The sequence below is a fragment of the Paenibacillus sp. FSL R5-0810 genome, assembly GCF_038002285.1.
In the GTDB taxonomy this organism is placed as follows: Bacteria; Bacillota; Bacilli; order Paenibacillales; family Paenibacillaceae; genus Paenibacillus_AQ; species Paenibacillus_AQ lactis.
This window is the reverse complement of sequence record NZ_JBBOCF010000001.1, coordinates 2,550,125-2,569,091: the sequence shown is the minus strand read 5'-3', so window position 1 is coordinate 2,569,091 and position 18,967 is coordinate 2,550,125. Positions and strand designations below refer to the sequence as shown.

Genomic DNA, 18,967 nt, shown 5'->3' with positions numbered 1-18,967 from the left:
AATGTAAAAAAAATGTCGCCTGACACTTGCAATCTTCTTCATAAACTTACAAAATAGAAATAGAGTGATTCAAGAATTTCATAGAAGAAGGGAAGCATGAGGGTATAATGAGCATCGAAAGCGTATTGTCTGCGCCTGCACTGCTGATTCGAAACTTTGAGAAGAATGATTTGGAAGCTGTCACATCCTTGATGCGAGAACTGAATTATCCGACCACGCTGAATGTGATGCGTGAACGGATGGAGAACATGTCGTGCAATCCGCTGTACTGCAACATGGTTGCTGAATTGGACGGAACCGTCGTCGGCATGATCATGCTTCGTCAAGTCAAATCCTTCGTTATGACCGAACCGGTCACTCAAATTACTTCGGTTATTGTAACCTCAAGCTGCCGCCGCCAAGGCATTGGCAAACGATTAATTCAAGCTGCAGAAACTTGGGCAAGACAGCAGGGCAGCGACCTCTTGTTTCTCACGAGCGGCAACCGGGAAGAATTAGCCCCGGCACATGCATTTTATGAACATATCGGATTTGAAAAGGCAGGCTATCAGTTTAACAAAAAGCTGTAGCCGCATCCCTTTTGTTAACCCATCCCGGGCACGGGATGGGTTTTTTCTTGTTTGATCTGAAGGATTTCCAACAATTGTGCACTTGTCGCGGGTATCAATTATGTTACAATGTGTTCGTAGATGGTTACAAAAATGTTACCAACGCTTGATCCTCTGACACCAAGAACTCACCCTCTAGAATCTATGAGGATCAAGCGGCCCAACAACAAGACTACAGGAGATGATGAATTTCATGAATAAGCAATGGATGAAGAAAGTCGCAGGCGGCAGTATCGCCGCGGTAATGGCCGTAGGCATCATGCTTCCTACAACAGCTTCCGCTGCACCGGCTGAGAACAGCCATGTTGCAAGCTGGCAGCAAAAGATTCAGCAGTTTCTGGAGTCCCAAGGCTGGGAAGGACAGTTCAAATGGGTAACTCAAATGCCTCAGGCAGAAAAGCCTGAAACCTCGAAACCAGCGGTGCCTAAACCGGAAGCGTCCAAGCCGGAAGCCGAGAAGCCGCAAACTCAGCAGCCAGCGGAGAAGCCGCAAACGAGCAAGCCGGAAACAAGCACGCCGGCGAAGCCGTCCGAACCATCCGGATCGACGGGCACGAGCGAGCAATCGAGCTTTGCTTCCCAAGTTGTCGAGCTCGTTAACCAAGAACGCGCGAAGGCAGGCTTGAAGCCACTTACCGTACATGCCAAGCTGACGACAGTTGCGCTGGATAAAGCGAAGGATATGAATAATAACAATTACTTCAGCCATACTTCCCCAACCTACGGCTCGCCGTTTGATATGATGAAAGCTTACGGAATCTCTTACGGCTATGCCGGCGAGAATATTGCTAAAGGCCAGCGTTCGCCGCAAGAAGTTATGGATGCATGGATGAACAGCCAGGGACACCGTGAAAATATTTTGTCTCCGAACTTCACGATGATCGGGGTAGGATACTACAACGGTTACTGGGTGCAAGAATTTATCAGCCAATAATACGGAATAATCTACAGGGGACTGTCCTGATCGCGAGAGCCTGCTCTTGCGTTTCGGGACGGTCTTTTTTTGGCTTTATGATTTGCAAATTTTTGAAAGAAGTTTTATGGTAGAGTACATGAGGATTTTTGCAGGGGGAGAGTCATGAGAACATCGTCATGGATATGGAGGATTACCGCTTGCGCCTCGGCATTGGCAACCATTGTGCTCGTCATTGGCTTTATATATGCATGGAATGATATCAACTATCCACAAGGAGAGCCTCTTGCCGCAGGGAGCGATTCGGGATCCGAATCACCCTCAGCGCCTGGTGCCGTGCCGGGGAAAGGAGCCGGGGCGGATCAGGAGGAGCAGGCGGGCAAGGACGAAGACACGACGACTGCACAGCCGCTGCCGGATCACCTGAACGTCACGGCGATCGGCGATTCTCTTGCCAAGGGAACGGGGGACAATACCGGGAGCGGGTTTGTCCGGCGGAGCATCGATCAGCTGAACGGTGACGGGCGATCGGCCAAGCTGCTTGCTAACTTGGCGATCAACGGGATGACAACCGAGGCGCTTCTGCCCAAGCTTGACGACAAAGGCATCCGTTACGCCCTGCAGCGGGCAAACGTAATCATGCTGTCGATCGGCGGCAACGATTTGTTTCAGAACAGCGGCCTTTTGAGCGAAGAGACCGACCCGGATGCGCTCGAGATCGACCCGGTCAAGCTGATGGCTTCGCTGCCTGAGGCCTCCGAGCGCCTGCAGTCGATTCTGCAGAAGCTTCGGGCCATTAATCCGGATGCCCGCATCATTTATGTCGGGCTGTACCACCCGTTCGCTGATTTGAAGGAGTTGCAGATCCCGGGGAATATCGTCGTATCGACATGGAATCATAGCGTAATGGAAATCGTGAATCAGGACCCGAATATGACGCTGGTCCCCACGTTTGATCTGTTTCAGCACAAGCTGGATGCCTATTTGTCATCCGACCATTTCCATCCGAACGGTGCGGGATATCAGGCCATTGCGGACCGGATCGTACAGGGCTTGAAGTAAAACGGGGATACAGGGAACCCATCGATTCATAGAAGGAGTTGGGGCCGCTTGAATGACCATTTCTCGGAAATCGTGTTATCTGTAAAGAATGTGACGAAGAAAATCGGACGAAAATGGATTATACATGATGTGACCTTCGACGTTCGCAAAGGGGAAATTTTCGGATTTCTTGGCCCGAACGGAGCGGGGAAGACGACAACGATTCGGATGCTCGTCGATCTGATCAAGCCGACCTCAGGAACGATCAAGGTGTGCGGCTATGATGTCAACCGGCAGCAGGAGCAGGCGCTGCGTCACATCGGTTCCATCGTTGAGAATCCCGAGATGTATTCTTTTCTGACCGGCTGGGAGAATCTCGAGCATTTTGCGCGCATGCAGCAGGGAATCGACCGTCAGCGGATCGCCGAAGTGGTGGATATTGTCCGGCTGGAACGGAGAATACATGATAAGGTAAGCACGTATTCGCTCGGCATGAGGCAGCGGCTTGGAATCGCACAGGCGCTGTTGGGAAGACCGAAGCTGCTTATCCTGGACGAGCCGACCAACGGACTGGATCCGAAAGGCATTAAGGAGATGCGCCATTTCATTCAACAGCTGGCGGAGGAAGGCCTCGCGGTATTCGTTTCAAGCCACCTGCTGAGCGAGATCCAGCTGCTGTGCGACCGGGTTGCCATCATTAGCGGAGGACGAGTGCTCGCCGTCGGCGAAGTCGATGCACTGATCTCCGGGAGCAACGATTATGTCGTATGGGAGCTGAAACCGGCTGCGCAAGGGAAGCGGATACTGTCAGGGCTGGAATACTGCGACATCGTGGAAGAGCCTGAGTCGGTGCTCGATGATAACCTGCTGGCAGGCATGTCGGCTGAGGCGATCGTAACGCTCATTTCTCCCGAGCATACCTTCCGCGCGGTCGAGCGGCTGGTTGCCTCAGGGGTAGAGGTTCGGGAAGTCCACCACATGAATCCTACACTGGAGCAGCTGTTTCTCCAAATGACGGAGGGGGAGAGCCTTGAGTAACCTTGTCCCGTTGATACAGAACGAATGTTTGAAAATTATGAAAAGGAAGCGTTTTTACGTCGTCCTGCTCGTCCTGCTCGTTCTGGTGCCGATGTTTACCTATGCGCAGATGAAGGCGGCGGAGCGGAGCCAGGAGAAGTTCAACAGTGACTGGCGCCTGGAGCTTCAGCAGCGGATCACGGACAATGAAAACTCGCTCAGCAGCGATCGGGTGCCGGATGAATGGAAGAGATACCGGCAAATTTTTATTCAGCAAATGCAGTATTATTTGGAGCATGATGTGAATCCTAATCATCCAAACGGGGTTACCTTTACCCGGGAGTTCCTGAATAATGCGATATCATTATTCATTCCGCTATTGATTATGGCGATCGCATCGGATATCGTATCCGGAGAGCGCACGTCAGGAACGATCAAAATGCTGCTTACGCGGCCGGTAAAACGGTGGAAAGTGCTTCTCAGCAAGCTGGTCGCCCTGCTGATGTTCGTGTCGTTGATCGTCTTATCAACGTTTATCATCGCCTATCTCATTTCGGGACTGGCTTTCGGATATAAAGGCTTTGACATCCCTGTATTTACCGGTTTTCGGATTGTCGGCTCGGAAGTGGATATGACCGGGGTGCATGCGGTGCCGCAGTGGATGTATCTGCTGATGCAAGGCGGCTTGGTTTGGTTTGTCGGCATTTGCGTGGCCATGCTGGCGTTTATGGTTTCGGTCCTTGTCCGGAGCACGGCGGCGAGCATCGTCATCATGATGGCGGCCCTGATCGCCGGCAATATCCTGACCAATATGGCCTCTGCATGGAGCAGCGCAAAATATTTGTTTATGGTAAACCTGAATTTAACGGATTATTTGGCCGGCAATTTGCCCCCGATCGAAGGGATGTCGCTGAATTTCTCCCTTGCCGTACTGGCGGTCTGGGCAGTCTGTGCGGTGATCGTTTCATTCAGCGTCTTTACGAGAAGGGATATCTTGAATTAAAATGGACAAAGCACGAAACATTTGTTTGCATTTTTACGGGAGGATATTGCAAATACCCAAAGCACGGCTTTCAATCCGCAATATATACACGAATTGGTTTGGTTCGTCTGTATATTGTACACTGGAGCGGCTGGATTCGAATTTTGCATGATCCTTGACCGAAGCATTTAAAGCTTGGTGTAAACGGATGGCACAATGAATAGAACTGAACATGATACGCGAAAATTTGAAGGAGGAGCATGAATGGTCGAACAGATCGATTTGTTTGCAGAGTCATCACCGAATGGCGGTGAAAGCCGTTCAGGATACGATGCTGACGACATTCAAGTGCTCGAAGGCCTTGTTGCGGTACGCAAACGGCCAGGCATGTACATAGGGAGCACAAGCTCGTCGGGCTTGCATCATCTAGTGTGGGAAATTGTAGATAACGCTGTCGACGAGCATTTGGCCAAGTACTGCTCGAGAATTGAACTTACATTGCATAAAGACGGGTCCGTTACCGTGTATGATAACGGACGGGGCATTCCGACCGGCATGCATAAGACCGGCATTCCAACGCCGCAGGTCGTATTTACGATCCTGCATGCGGGCGGCAAGTTCGGCGGCTCCGGATACAAGAAGTCCGGCGGCTTGCACGGTGTCGGCGCTTCGGTAACGAACGCATTATCCGAGTGGCTGGAAGTGGAGATTTACCGCGAGGGCAAGATCCACCGCCAGCGTTTCGAATATTGGCAGGACAAGAAAGGGAAAGAGCATGTCGGGGAGCCGGTTACCGGACTTGAGGTGCTTGGCAATACGTCGAAGACCGGAACGAAAGTTACGTTCAAGCCGGATGCGCGCGTTTTCTCGTCCGGCATCCAATTGAATTACGACACGCTTGCGGAGCGGCTGCAGGAGATTGCGTTCCTGAACTCGGGGCTTCGCATCGTCTTGAAGGATGAGCGCAGCGGAAACAGCGACGAGTTTTTCTACGAAGGCGGGGCCAGCCAATTCGTTCAGTTCCTGAACGAGGGCAAGGATGTGCTGCATGACGTCATCCATTTCTTTGCCGAGAAGGACGATATTGAGGTGGAAATTGCCCTTCAATATAACGCAGGTTATACGGAGACGCTGGCATCGTTCGTCAACTCGATTCCAACGCGCGGCGGCGGCACGCATGAGACCGGCTTCAAGACCGCATATACCCGCGTAATGAACGATTATGCCCGCAAGAATAATCTGTTGAAGGAAAAGGACAAGAATCTTGAAGGCAACGATCTGCGGGAAGGCATGATGGCCGTCATCAGCGTGAAGATGGCCGAGGTGGAATTCGTCGGGCAGACGAAGGACCAGCTCGGGAGCGCTTCGGCGCGCAGTGCGGTTGACAGCATCGTCACCGAGAAAATGCAAATCTTCCTCGAGGAAAATCCCCAGGTTGCCCAGACGCTGCTCAGGAAGGCCATCCAGGCTTCGAAGGCGCGCGAAGCGGCGCGGAAAGCCCGGGATGAAATGCGAAGCGGCAAGAAGCGGAGCGAAAGCTCGAATCTTGGCGGCAAGCTGACGCCGGCGCAGTCGAAGGATTTTTCAAGAACCGAGCTGTTCATCGTCGAAGGCGATTCGGCGGGCGGTTCGGCGAAGCAGGGGCGCGATTCGAAGATCCAGGCCATCCTGCCGCTTAAAGGAAAGCCGATGAATCCGGAAAAATCAAAGCTGGCCGACATTTTGAAGAATGAAGAGTACCGGGCCATCGTTTCGGCGATCGGCTCAGGAATCGGCAATGAATTTTCCTCGGCGGACAGCAATTATTCCAAGATCATTATCATGACGGACGCGGATACGGACGGCGCCCATATTCAAGTGCTGCTGCTGACGTTCTTCTACCGGTACATGAAGCCGCTGATCGACGAAGGCCGTGTCTACATCGCACAGCCTCCGCTGTATAAAATCGCCAGCAAATCCGGCAAACTGGAAACGGTCCGTTATGCGTGGACCGAAGAGCAGCTTGCGAACTACTTGAAGGAATTCAAAAATTACGAGCTGCAGCGTTATAAGGGACTTGGCGAGATGAATCCGGAGCAGCTGTGGGAAACGACGATGAATCCCGAGACGCGGACGCTGCTTCAGGTGCAGATCGAGGATGCGGCCAAGGCGGAAAGACGCGTATCAACCCTGATGGGAGATAAGGTCGATCCCCGCAAACGTTGGATCGTAGAGAACGTTAATTTTGCGGAGTTTGAGGAATAGAAGGTGGAAGCATGAGTTTATCTGAACAATTTTTGCCGGCTTACCTGGAAGAGGTTGTAGGGGACCGCTTCGGCCGGTATTCGAAATATATTATTCAGGACCGGGCGATCCCCGATGTTCGCGACGGGCTGAAGCCGGTTCAGCGCCGCATTTTGTATGCGATGTACGACTCCGGCAACACGCCGGACAAGCCCTACCGCAAATCCGCCAAGACCGTCGGTGACGTCATGGGTAATTATCACCCGCACGGTGATTCGTCCATTTACGAGGGGATGGTCCGGATGGCCCAGCCTTGGAAGATGGGGCATGTACTGGTCGACGGACATGGCAACTGGGGCTCCCAGGACGATGACCCGGCTGCAGCGATGCGTTATACCGAGGCGCGGCTCTCGCCGATCGCGATGGAGCTTCTGCGCGATATCGAGAAGCGGACCGTGCTGTTCAAGGACAATTTCGACAATACGGCGAAGGAACCGGTCGTTCTGCCGTCCCGGTATCCGAATCTGCTTGTCAACGGGGCAAGTGGAATCTCGGCGGGCTTTGCGACGGAGATTCCGCCTCACAACTTGCGGGAAGTAATTGATGCCTGCATTGCGGTCATGCAAAAGCCCGAGATCGAGCTGTCGGAAATTATGACCTTTATCAAGGGACCGGACTTTCCGACAAGCGGCATCATCATGGGCGGCGAAGGCATCCTGGATGCCTACCGCACCGGCAAAGGCCGCGTTTACCTTCGCTCCAAGACGGAGATTGAATCGCTTCGCGGCGGCAAGCAGCAGATCGTCATTACGGAGATTCCATATCAGGTGGTCAAGTCGAGACTGGTAACCGCGATGGAAAACATCCGGCTGGAGAAGAAGGTCGAGGGCATTGCCGAAGTGAGAGACGAGAGCGGACGCGAAGGGCTCCGCATCGTGGTTGAGCTGAAGAAGGACGCCGATGCGAACGGCATTCTTGCTTATTTGTTCAAGAAAACCGATCTGCAGATTACGTACAATTTCAATATGGTGGCGATCGTAAACAAAACCCCTCAACAGCTGGGCCTTAAAGCGATGCTGGAGGCATACATTGAGCACCAGCGCGAGGTCGTCACGCACCGAACGCAGTATGAGCTGGAGAAGGCGGAGGACCGGGCGCACGTATTGGAGGGCCTGGTCAAGGCGCTGAACATTTTGGATGAGGTCATCGCGGCGATCAAAGCATCCAAGAACCGCCAGGATGCACAGAATAACCTGCAGTGGATGTTCGGCTTTACGGAGCGCCAGGCGGATTCTATTCTAACTTTGCAATTATATCGCCTAACGAATCTTGAGATCCATTCGCTGCAAAAAGAGCTGGACGAGCTCATGAAGAAAATCGACAACCTGCGCGGCATTCTCGCCAGCGACAAAAAGCTGATCGGGGTAATCCGCAAGGAGCTGCTCGAAATTCGCGAGAAATACGGTGTGGACCGCCGCTCCCTCATCCAGGAAGAAGTGGAAGAGATCAAGGTGAATCTTGAGGTGCTCGTCAATGCGGAGGACGTGCTTGTTACGATGTCCCATGACGGGTACATTAAGCGGACCAGCATGCTCTCCTTTACGCGAAGCGGTGGCGAGCTGGAGAGCTCAGGTATCAAGGAAGGGGACCACATCACCCGTTTATTCGAAGTGAACACGCTGGACAACCTGCTGCTGTTCACAAGCCGCGGGCAATATTTCCTGCTGCCGGTTCACCAGATACCGGAATATAAGTGGAAGGATGCCGGAACGGCGATCGTCAATGTCATCCAGCTTCCGAAAGAGGATTCGATCGTATCCGCCATTCCGGTAACGAATTTCGAAGAGCCTGGAAAATCGCTCGTCTTCGTTACCCGTAAAGGGCAGGTGAAGCGAACCGAGCTGAAGGATTATGTCACCAAACGATCAGGAGCCGTCGCCGCAGCGAAAGTCGCAGCGGATGACAGCGTCATCCAGGTCGTGATGAGCGACGGAACGAAGGATATTGTGCTCATCTCCAAAGACGGCATGAGCATTCGCTTCAAGGAGCAAGAGGTGAACCCGATGGGACGCGTGTCCGGGGGCGTCCGGGGGATCCAGCTCCGTGAAGGGGACGAGGTGGTGTCCGCCCTGTGGGTGGAAGAGGATGAAGGCGAAATCTTGACGATTACCGATCTCGGTTACGGCAAACGCAGCCTGCTGATTGATTATCCGGTCCAAAGCCGAGGCGGCAAAGGAATCGCCACATTCGAGTTCAAGGAAGGCAAGCGGGTGAAGCCGAACGGCAGCACCATCGCCGGAGCATTCTATTGCAGAGAACCGATCGATATTACGGCCTACGCTGATGACGGGCAAGCCTATCCGATTCATTCCGAGAAGGTTCCGATAGCTGAACGGAAATCGACAGGCAAGCTTCTGGCCGATGTCGGCAAAAAAGGACAGATTGTGAGTCTGGTCCATTTGCCTAACAACGGACAGGACAAAGAAGTTTAGTTTCGCTAAGCTTTTGATGTAGACAAAGCATCCCTTGCGGGTCACATGTGCGTCTCTATGCGCAAGTGCGATTCGTGAAGGGATGTTTTTAATATTTTGATTTGAAGCAACGAGCGCTCCTAGGAAGTATAGACAGGGGATAACTAGATAGCGGAAAAGTTACTCGCTGTGGCTTTTAATTTATACTTTTTGACATATGTCTTGCCATGTCGAAGGAATGTGATTATTGAAAAATGCCGTCATACCAAGGCTGGTGGGTTTTGTCGCATCGTTGGAAATTATATTTTTTAACGAAAAAAGAAGGATATTGGTAGGCGATCCGCGAACAATTAATCCAATAAACGACTTAGGAGAGTTGGCAGCCCGCACCTAACAACCGGCGGTCCATGGAGATGAGATGCAGATATCGAATGATTTCGAATCAGGTTCGATCAGACATAGCAGAAGGGATGGATGAACATGCATACTGCTGAATTCGCGAAGGTATGGTCAAAGCTGGCCAAGGATTATAAGCTTCATATGGAGGCCGGACTGGCGCCTACGTTGACCGAAGCGCAATTGACCGTGCTGGAGGTGCTTCAGGAACAGGAGCGGATGAAGCCCTCGGATTTTATCCCGTATATGGCCACCAGTCCGGCTGCGGTCACGATGCTTCTTGATCGCATGGAGAAGAATGGCTTGATCAAGCGGGAGCGTGATGAGCATGATCGGCGCATTGTGTGGGTTACGATTTCCTATAAAGGAAACGAGGAATACAGCCGGGGCATGCGGGTGCGGGATGAGTATCTGTCACAGGTGTTGAATCGCATTTCATCGCATAATCAGCAGCTGCTGGTATATTTGCTCGGTAAGATCAGCACGTCTCCGCAGGAAGCTTTAGTGGAGGTATAGCGGCTAGCCTATCATTCGGATGACGCTATCATCCGGATGATCCTCACGCCGGCTGAAATGAAAGCAGCCCCACCCGTGTCGAGCCGAAAACGGTTCGCGAATGGGGGGCTGCTTCTTTTTTGCTCTATGCGCTGCCAGATTTTACTCTAGCGGCCATTTAGCATCCATTATTTCAGGAGCCATAAAGCAGGGACATTGGCTGGCTCCCAGCCCGGAAGAGACGTATGGGCTTGGCGGCATTCATACGTTTTCCCGTCATAGGTTACAAGCGCCCCCTGCTGATAGGAGGTATTTGGAGCCCATGCAGGGATTTCCGGTGCCGACCCGTCCAGCGTCGTTACCTCCAGCGCATTGCTGGCGGCCGATACATTGCCGGCAGCATCGCGTGCTTTCACGGTAAACGTATAGGCTGTACTCGGCGTCAGGCCAGTGACCGTGTAGCTGAGGGCGGTGCCGGAAACGGTCGTAACCAAAGCGTCTCCGCGGTATACTTCGTACCCGGTTACACCGACATTATCGGTTGCCGCATTCCATGCCAGCGATACGCTGGTCGATGTAAAGCCGGCGGCTCTCAGATTGGCTGGTGCGGAAGGAGCCTGCGTGTCGGGGAGCGGATCGCTTGTCGAGGCGGTCAGCGGAGCGCTTGCGGCCGAGACGTTGCCTGCCCCGTCGTGCGCCTTCACGGTAAACGTATAGGAGGTTCCTGCTTGTAACCCCGTAACCGTATGGCTCAGGGTAGTCCCGGATACCGTGGCGACCCGGGAGGAGCCTTGGTAGACTTCATAGCCGGTTACACCGACATTGTCCGTTGAGGCGTTCCAAGCGAGCGAGATAGAGCTGCTGGTCGCTCCGGTCGACCGAAGGCCGGTCGGGACGCTCGGAGGCTGTGTATCCTGATTGCCACCGCCATTGTTCAAATTCACGTCGATGACGTTATAGAAGGCGTTGCCCGTATCGGCGATTTCCCATACGGCGAGAATCAGATAGTAGCCGCTGCGGTCGTTCGGAACGTTGCATGTATGCGTTACCGTGTTCGGCGGTCTTTTGCCTCCGTCATTGAAGGAGCAGAACAGCTCGAGATCGGCTCTTGCCAGCGGCTTGTTGGAATCCCAGCCCTTCTTCGTAATATAATACTTCCAATCGGATGTCGCATGCGGGGCAGTCAACACCCATTTAAAAGTGTTCGGACCGCCGTTCATGTTCACTTTGCTCCAGCGGGTCGGGGTTTGCTCATAGAGCTCGGTAAATATGCCTGCGCCCGTGATTTGCCCGTCAGCCGGTCCGCCCGTCGGGAAATTTCCTTTCCCCTCCAGGGACTGCGGTTCATAAATAATCCGGCCGCAATTTTTATTCTCGCCGAGCTTGCATTTGTAGGCACGACTGGCAGGCGATTCGATATAGCCATGTGCGGATGCAGTATTCGCCGTGATGACCATCACGAGGAAGAACAGCAGCAAACTTCCGAGAAAAATCCACAGCGGTTTCAACGACAGGCGGCGTGGAGCTTGAACGTGAACGTTTTGAATCATGAAAATCCCTCCTTCAACATGTGTACTTCTTTATGAATAGTCTGGTTGCAAGCTTCAGCCATTCTTAGGTCATGTGCAGCGCTTTGATAACGACCAACGATGCAAATGACAGGCTGACTTCGGATCTCTCACCTCCTTAAAAATTGAAGTCTATATAAACTCAAAGGGAATGAGTTTATACCATGATTGTACAAATTAACTAAATAATGTTAAACTATTCTGATTACTATTCTTCGGTATTCCTCGGGTCGTGTAAAGGATAATATTGTATTTTTGAGGGATAAAATATTTGAGTCTGATCGGGTGGCCATATAAAAAGACGAGATCCGCTTCGAAGTGAGCAGCGGATCTCGTCTTTTATGTCCAGCATGGAAAGCCGTTGGTCATGCTGTTGGTTATCATCAAATATTTCTTGTCCAACGATTCAAACGAAAGGTAATGAGCTTGATAGAGTTCCTTCTTACGATCATTGGCTTTCGAGCGTTCGCATCAACGCATCCATGGAGAACTGGGACCATGGATGAACGGCAGGAGGCGTCGATAAAATATTAACCTCGTCTTTGGTGGTAGGGTGGGGGAATCCGACCCGTACAGACCAGAGCGCAATTTGCTGCCCGGCTTGATTCACCTTGCTGCCGTATTTTTGATCCCCATAGAGGGGGTTTTCCGCATGGCTGAATTGCACGCGGATTTGATGCGGCCGGCCCGTGTGCAGCTCGATCAGCACAAGACTTAGGCCATTCTTGGATTCAAGGACGGTGTAATCCAATAGCGCTTCCTTCGCTCCATCCGTGCCTTTGGGAACGACCCGGACCGTGTTTGTTTTCGTATCCTTCAACAGGTAATCGTGAAGCCTTCCGGAAGACTTTGACGGTATACCGTGAACGATGGCCGCATACTGCTTATGAAAGTTCCTTGAGCGGACGGCTTCCGATAAACGGGAGGCTGCCTTGGAGGTTTTGGCAAACACCATGGCTCCTCCGACCGGACGGTCCAAGCGGTGCACCAATCCCAGATACACATTGCCCGGTTTGTTGTACCGTTCTTTGATGTCCTGCTTCAGGATGGTCAGCATATCGGGATCGCCCGTAGCATCCTCTTGGGACGGCACATTGACCGGCTTGGCTACACCGAGCACATGATTATCCTCGAAGAGAATCGGTACGCTCGGGTGCACGCGGTTAGAATCCCGGTTACTCATCGCATCAGGACTCCCATCTGCCGAGAATGCCGCATGGGAGGTTCAGTCCGGAGCGTGTGATCGGAAGACCGATTTCACCGGCGCTGATCGTACCGCCATACTTGGGCTTCATCGTCATGGAGAGCATATTGTGCAGAACGGTCGGTGAAATGCCGGTCGTATAGGAATTGATCAGCATAAACAGCGGCTGATCGGAGACGATGCTCATGCAGCTTTCGAGGAACGGGTACAGACTCTGCTCAAGCTTCCATGTTTCGCCTCCCGGTCCGCGGCCGTAGGACGGCGGGTCCATAATGATTGCATCATATTTGTTGCCGCGGCGCTGTTCCCGCTGCACGAATTTAAATACATCATCGGTGATGTACCGAATCGGCTTATCGGCAAGGCCGGATAGAGCGGCATTTTCTTTTGCCCACTGGACCATGCCCTTCGCCGCATCGACATGCACGACCTGGGCGCCGGCATAGGCTGCCGCTACGGTTGCACCGCCGGTGTATGCGAATAGATTAAGCACCCGAATCGGCCGCTTGGCCGCTTGGATTTTGTCCATCATCCAGCGCCAGTTCGCCGCTTGCTCCGGGAACAGGCCCGTATGCTTGAAGTTCGTCGGCCGGATGTGAAATTTTAATTGATCATAGGAGATCGTCCAGCGTTCCGGCAGCTGCTTCTTCATCTCCCACTGGCCGCCTCCGGACGAGCTGCGGTGGTAGTGGCCGTGCACGTTCCGCCATAATCCGTCCTCCCGTTCGATAGGCCAGATGATCTGCGGATCCGGGCGCCGAAGAATAACATCGCCCCAACGCTCCAGCTTCTCGCCGCCGCCGGTATCAAGAACCTCGTAGTCTTGCCAATCCTGAGCTACATACATGTTGAAATCCATCCTTCAAATAGTCATTTAGATTTTATTGTACAACAAACCGGAAGCCGAATGCCACCTAGTACAGCCGGTGAGCGTGAAGGGATAGTGCTTGCTTTTACGGCCTGCTGGAATAGACGGCGCGATCCTGTCCGGTGCGCGGCTTCCGTGCTTTTTTTAGCCGAGTCCTTCGAATGCAGAGTGGAAACGAAATTTCCCCTGCATCGATTCAAGAGCGCCTCGTTGAACCTCTGCTACCATAAAGACCTCGTCGGGCACCGTAAATTGGTTGATCTCGAAGCCGTGGGCTCTGGCCTGAACAAAGCCAAACCGCGGGTAATAGTCCTTGTGGCCGAACAAGAAGACGAGCGGATACCCGTGTGCGCCGCATCGTTTCTTGCCTTCTGCGATAAGCTGTCGGCCGACGCCCCGCCGCTGGTATTCGGGAAGAACCGCAAGCGGTCCGAGGGCGGCCACCTTATGCATCGTCCCCCCGTCATCCAAGGTGGCAGGACTGAACATAATATGGCCGACCACGATGCCGTCATCTTCAGCAACGATGGATAGCTCGGGGTCTATTTCGGGATCCTTGCGCAGCCGTTCCATTAATATTATCTCCTGCTGGCCGCCAAAGGCGCGCAGCAGAAGCTGGTGGACGCTTTCGATATCGCCTTTGTTCTCCGTTCGAATCATCATATCAAAATCTCTCCCTATCAGCGTTGGAATTGGTTCAATGTTCTATACTTGGTTGACGGTAACTCCGCCGGCATATTTATATTTCATCCGGCTTTGTTTCGATTGTAAGTCCATCAACATGTTTCCGTTTCATTAAATTTCGTTTCTTGCGGTTCTCTTTGCTCTCGAATACGATGTCGAGATCATAATCATCCGGATACAATTCTTCAGCAGCGATGAACGACTTCAGCCGCTTGTGGTTGATCCGATGCTTAGCCTGCTGAATCATTACGCCGATATTCCCCTTGGCATCCATCGTCTCATACACGGTGCCGCTTCGCTTCAAATAAGGCACATAGACCCGGTCGCCGAGGCGGAAAAGGGGAGGAGAGGCGGCCTCTACGTTCTCCGTTGCTGTCGCTCTAGTGCCTGAACCCGAGGACGCTGGGGCCGTAGTCGAAGCTTCATCTGCCTCTGCAATCTCCGGAGCCTCTGTGGATGCCGAGCCTGCTTGTGGCAAGGCAGCTGCAGAGTCGACCTCAGCGGCTTCAGCGCTCGTCTCCCCGGCTTCCGCGATGCGGGCCGTTACCGCTTTGGCCTCCGTAATTTCACGGGATCTCGCGATAATCGATTCCGGAATCCCGAGTTTTGCCGCGATAACAAAGGCATAGCTGTGACCTGCCTCGCCAATGCGCAGCCGGTACAGCGGCTCCAGCGTCTCGGTATCGAATTCCATGCGCGCATTTTCAAATCCCGGGGTGCGTGCGGCAAAGTTTTTAATCTCGGTAAAATGGGTGGTTACGACTACAGTTGATTGACGCTTATGAAGTTCCTCCAATATGGCGATCGACAAGCCGACTCCTTCTCCGGGATCGGTCCCTGAGGCCATTTCATCCAGTAAGATCAACGTGGAGCGGCCGGCGGTTTGGAGGATCTCCCGGATGTTGCGAATATGCGCAGAGAAGGTGCTGAGCGCATGCTCGAGGCTTTGCCCGTCTCCGATATCGACCGCAACCTCGTCGAAGACGGCGCACTGGCTGCCTTCTCCAACGGGAACGAGCAGCCCTGATTGCACCATCAGCGTAATGAGTCCGACGGTTTTAAGCGCCGATGTTTTTCCGCCGGTATTGGGGCCTGTAATGATTAACGTCTTATACCGATCGCCGATCGCAAAATCCAGCGGCACCATGGAAGCGCCGATCAGTGGATGCGTGGCGCTCTGGAGCCGGATCAAGCCTTCCTGATTGATGCCGACGTTCCTGCCACCGATGGACAATGCATATTTGCCTCTGGCGATAATGAAATCATATATGCCGACGGTATCCGCATTCATTCTCAGCTCGTGCTCATACTGCTCGGTCATCGAGGTCAGCTCGCTCAGCACTTTGGTCTCCTCACGGGCTTCATCGGCATGCAGCAGGTTCAGCTCCATCTGCAGCGTTTGGAGCTCGGAGGGCTCGATAAACACCGTTTGGCCGCTCGCGGATTCATCCAGCACGCTGCCATTCAGCATTTTCCGGAACTCCTTCTTGATCGGCAGGACATACCGGTCCCCGCGCTTACTGATGACATGCTCCTGCATGATCCCTTTATAACGGCTGACAAGACTGTCGAGCTTGCGCTTGATCCGTTCTTCGGCAACAAGGATTTTCTTGCGGATTTTGGCCAAATCTTTGCTGGCGCCGTCAACTACCCGGCCGGCATGGATGCTGTGCTCAAGCTCGGACAGCAGCGGCTTCAGCTCATGCATGGAGGAGGCGTAAGAGCTGACGGTCGGTGCGATGGCGCTCTTGTTCTCCATATATTTGATCAGTTGACGGCAGCTGCGAAGGAACTGGATCAGATGCCCGAAATCCCGTTCGGTTAGCACATACCCGGTACCGATCAGGTCGAGAATCAGCTCGATCCCTTCAAGCGACGGTATGGGTACGCTGGCACCCGCATTCAGCAGCGCACGGGCTTCCTCGGTTTCATCCAGCCTGTGGCGAATGGCTTTCAATTGCGTGAGCGGAGTCATGTTCCGGATATGCTGGATACCCAGATACGACATGGCGAAGCGTTCAAGCTCGCCCTGGATCCGGTAATACTCTAATTTGTTTAATGCGGCAGGATTCATGTTCTTCGATTCTCCTTTTTTGTTCATAATGGCTAGGCAATAGGCTTGGTGATCGTCTCACGGGAAACGCAAATAGGGCGGAAAGTGAACATGGGGTTCACTCTCCGCCCGGGCGTGAGGCTATTCCGATTCGGTATGCTCTTAAGCTGCGCCTAAATAACCCTTGGCCTAGGCAAGGGATGACGAACCTAAAAAATCCGCGCCAAAACTGCAGCGCGGATGAGCATAGCATATCTGAATAAAGCCTAAAGGGGCTTCAATTGATATCCGCAGTTCTTAACTAATTCACCGGAGGAAATGTAGATACGCATCAAGAAATAAACATAAACCTCCACAGGTTATGTCCATTATTTACCAATCTTGACGATCATGCATTCCATCCATATGAAATTGGCTTAGTTAAGAACAACCACCGACATCAAAATCTCTCCTTTAGATAAGGTATGGTCCTACTATAAACATATTCCAGATTAATTGTCAAGGGGCAGGAGGGAAATGGCTGTGTTGGTCGAAACTGTGATATGATGAAAATGGTTTCTTAAACGAAAGATGAACAGACGGGATCCATTCGATCGCACAACATGTGAGAGGAGCTGTAGCCATGGGGAAAATGCTGGCTAGAAATGAGGTTAAAGTCGAAGCAACCTGGAATCTGGACGATTTATTCGCGTCGGAGGAGGAATTCGAATCAGGCTTGCAGGACGTGGAAGCGCAGGCGGCCCGATTGACGCGGTTTAAAGGGAGACTGGGCGAGGGGGCGCATGTGCTTCTTGAATGCTTGAACGAGCATGAAGCGCTTATGGAGCGAATCGGGAAGATATCGGCCTATGCCCATCTCCGGCAATCGGAGGATGGGACCAATCCGGCGAATCTCGCGAGAGCTGCCAAGACGGGCGATTTGGTATCGCGGATCAAATCCTCGCTGACATTCCTTGAATCGGAGTTGCTGGAGCTAGAGGAAGGCGTCATCGATACATATATCCATCAGGAGGAAGGGCTTAAGTCGTATGCTCGCAGCCTGGGGCTGCTCCTGGAAACGAAGCCGCACCGGCTCAGTCCCGAATCGGAGCGCGTTCTTGCATCGCTTAGCGAAGTGCTTGGAGCCCCGTACCGTATTTATTTGCGGGGCAAGCTGTCGGATATGACGTTCGACGATATTTCGGTACGGGAAGAAACGATGCCGGTTTCGTTCCGTTTATACGAGAACGCGTATGAGATGTCGGAGGATACCGAGCTCCGCCGTGAAGCGTATGCTTCGTTCACCAAGTCGCTCCTAGGCTCCCGGCACACATTTGCCGAAGCTTACGCGACCGAGGTGAAGAAACAGGTCGTGCTTTCCCGCTTGCGCGGCTACGAGTCCGTGACGGACATGCTCCTGCAGCCGCAGCAGGTGACCAAGGAGATGTACAATCATATCCACGATACGATTCTTTCCGAGCTTGCTCCCCATATGCGCAGGCTCATGGCCCTGAAGAAGCGGGTGCTTGGGCTGGACCGCATGCTGTTCTGCGACTTAAAGGCGCCGATGGATCCGGACTTCAATCCAAGCATAACCTATGAGGAAGCATGTGCTACAATTACCGATTCCCTGGCGATTCTGGGTTCTGAATATACGGATATCGTCGAGACCGCATTTGCGAACCGCTGGGTGGATTATGCCGACAACATCGGTAAGTCGACGGGGGCCTTCTGTTCCTCGGTTTACGGCGTGCATTCCTATATTCTGGTGACGTGGGCGGACAACATGCGAGGCGCCTTTACGCTGGCGCATGAGATCGGCCATGCCGGCCATCTGATGCTGGCGGCCCGCAACCAGCGCATGACCAATGCTCGGCCTTCCATGTATTTTATCGAAGCCCCGTCAACGATGAACGAGCTTCTGTTGGCAGACCATCTGATGAGCAAATCCCAGGATAAGCGGATGCGCCGCTGGATCATTCTTCAGCTGCTCAGCACCTACTATCACAATTATGTTACGCATCTGCTGGAAGCTGAATTGCAGAGAAGAGTATATGCGCATGCGACGGCGGATCAGCCGATCACAGCAGATACGCTCTCGTCTTTGAAAGGCGCCGTGCTGTCCGACTTCTGGGGAGATGCACTGGAGCTGGACGAAGGCGCTAAGCTGACCTGGATGAGGCAGCCGCATTACTATATGGGCTTGTACCCGTATACCTATGCGGCAGGTCTGACGGCTTCGACGGCCGCGGCACAGCTCATTCGCGAGGAAGGGCAGCCTGCGGTCGATCGCTGGCTGCAAGTGCTTAAGGCTGGCGGCAGCATGACGCCGCTGGAGCTGATGTCACTCGCCGGAGTCGACATGACGACATCCGAGCCGATCTCTAGAGCCGTAGCCTATGTCGGATCGCTGGTGGATGAGCTGGAGTCCTTATACGCTTAAGCTATCACAAAAAAAGGGAGAA

At 53.0% G+C, this 18,967-nt stretch carries 14 protein-coding genes; 9 read left to right on the top strand and 5 right to left on the bottom strand.

Annotation, left to right across the window (positions count from 1 at the left end):
• The first annotated feature begins 107 nt into the window (after positions 1-107).
• From MKX76_RS11575 to MKX76_RS11540, 8 genes are all read left to right on the top strand, one after another.
• Positions 108-569, top strand: coding sequence for a GNAT family N-acetyltransferase (locus tag MKX76_RS11575; protein ID WP_007129902.1), 462 nt, complete (start codon positions 108-110; stop codon positions 567-569).
• A 232-nt stretch (positions 570-801) separates the two neighbouring features.
• Positions 802-1,542 (top strand): CAP domain-containing protein, encoded by a 741-nt coding sequence (locus MKX76_RS11570; protein ID WP_028403579.1) that lies wholly within the window; start codon positions 802-804, stop codon positions 1,540-1,542.
• Positions 1,543-1,686: 144 nt separating this feature from the next.
• Complete coding sequence (locus MKX76_RS11565; protein WP_028403578.1) at positions 1,687-2,583, top strand: GDSL-type esterase/lipase family protein; 897 nt, start codon at positions 1,687-1,689, stop codon at positions 2,581-2,583.
• A gap of 48 nt (positions 2,584-2,631) precedes the next feature.
• The gene (locus MKX76_RS11560) at positions 2,632-3,600 is read left to right on the top strand and encodes an ABC transporter ATP-binding protein (RefSeq protein ID WP_341033790.1); all 969 of its coding nucleotides are present in this window, start codon (positions 2,632-2,634) and stop codon (positions 3,598-3,600) included.
• Positions 3,593-4,582 carry an ABC transporter permease gene (locus tag MKX76_RS11555; protein WP_007129906.1) on the top strand — a complete coding sequence of 330 codons (990 nt, stop codon included), beginning with the start codon at positions 3,593-3,595 and terminating at the stop codon, positions 4,580-4,582. The genes MKX76_RS11560 and MKX76_RS11555 overlap by 8 nt, the downstream gene beginning before the upstream one ends.
• A gap of 243 nt (positions 4,583-4,825) precedes the next feature.
• A complete protein-coding gene (gene parE / locus MKX76_RS11550; RefSeq protein ID WP_028403576.1) occupies positions 4,826-6,805 on the top strand; it encodes a DNA topoisomerase IV subunit B in 1,980 nt (659 codons plus the stop codon).
• An 11-nt stretch (positions 6,806-6,816) separates the two neighbouring features.
• The gene (gene gyrA / locus MKX76_RS11545) at positions 6,817-9,276 is read left to right on the top strand and encodes a DNA gyrase subunit A (RefSeq protein ID WP_144869462.1); all 2,460 of its coding nucleotides are present in this window, start codon (positions 6,817-6,819) and stop codon (positions 9,274-9,276) included.
• A 459-nt stretch (positions 9,277-9,735) separates the two neighbouring features.
• Entirely contained in the window at positions 9,736-10,167 is a 432-nt protein-coding gene (locus tag MKX76_RS11540) for a MarR family winged helix-turn-helix transcriptional regulator (protein ID WP_040738635.1), read from the top strand.
• Positions 10,168-10,334: 167 nt separating this feature from the next.
• Here MKX76_RS11540 and MKX76_RS11535 read toward each other — a convergent pair whose 3' ends face one another.
• The 5 genes from MKX76_RS11535 to MKX76_RS11515 all read right to left on the bottom strand — a co-directional run bounded on the left by MKX76_RS11535 (position 10,335) and on the right by MKX76_RS11515 (position 16,544).
• On the bottom strand, positions 10,335-11,696 hold the full coding sequence (locus MKX76_RS11535; protein WP_341033787.1) for a lytic polysaccharide monooxygenase: 1,362 nt from the start codon (positions 11,694-11,696) through the stop codon (positions 10,335-10,337).
• 466 nt (positions 11,697-12,162) lie between these two features.
• Complete coding sequence (locus MKX76_RS11530; protein WP_341033786.1) at positions 12,163-12,897, bottom strand: RluA family pseudouridine synthase; 735 nt, start codon at positions 12,895-12,897, stop codon at positions 12,163-12,165.
• Positions 12,898-12,901: 4 nt separating this feature from the next.
• Entirely contained in the window at positions 12,902-13,765 is an 864-nt protein-coding gene (locus tag MKX76_RS11525; RefSeq protein ID WP_007129912.1) for a class I SAM-dependent methyltransferase, read from the bottom strand.
• Positions 13,766-13,930: 165 nt separating this feature from the next.
• On the bottom strand, positions 13,931-14,449 hold the full coding sequence (locus tag MKX76_RS11520) for a GNAT family N-acetyltransferase (protein WP_341033784.1): 519 nt from the start codon (positions 14,447-14,449) through the stop codon (positions 13,931-13,933).
• Between the two features lie 76 nt (positions 14,450-14,525).
• On the bottom strand, positions 14,526-16,544 hold the full coding sequence (locus MKX76_RS11515) for an endonuclease MutS2 (protein WP_341033783.1): 2,019 nt from the start codon (positions 16,542-16,544) through the stop codon (positions 14,526-14,528).
• Between the two features lie 601 nt (positions 16,545-17,145).
• Here MKX76_RS11515 and pepF point away from each other — a divergent pair.
• Complete coding sequence (pepF, locus tag MKX76_RS11510; RefSeq protein WP_144879109.1) at positions 17,146-18,945, top strand: oligoendopeptidase F; 1,800 nt, start codon at positions 17,146-17,148, stop codon at positions 18,943-18,945.
• Positions 18,946-18,967 lie beyond the last annotated feature (22 nt).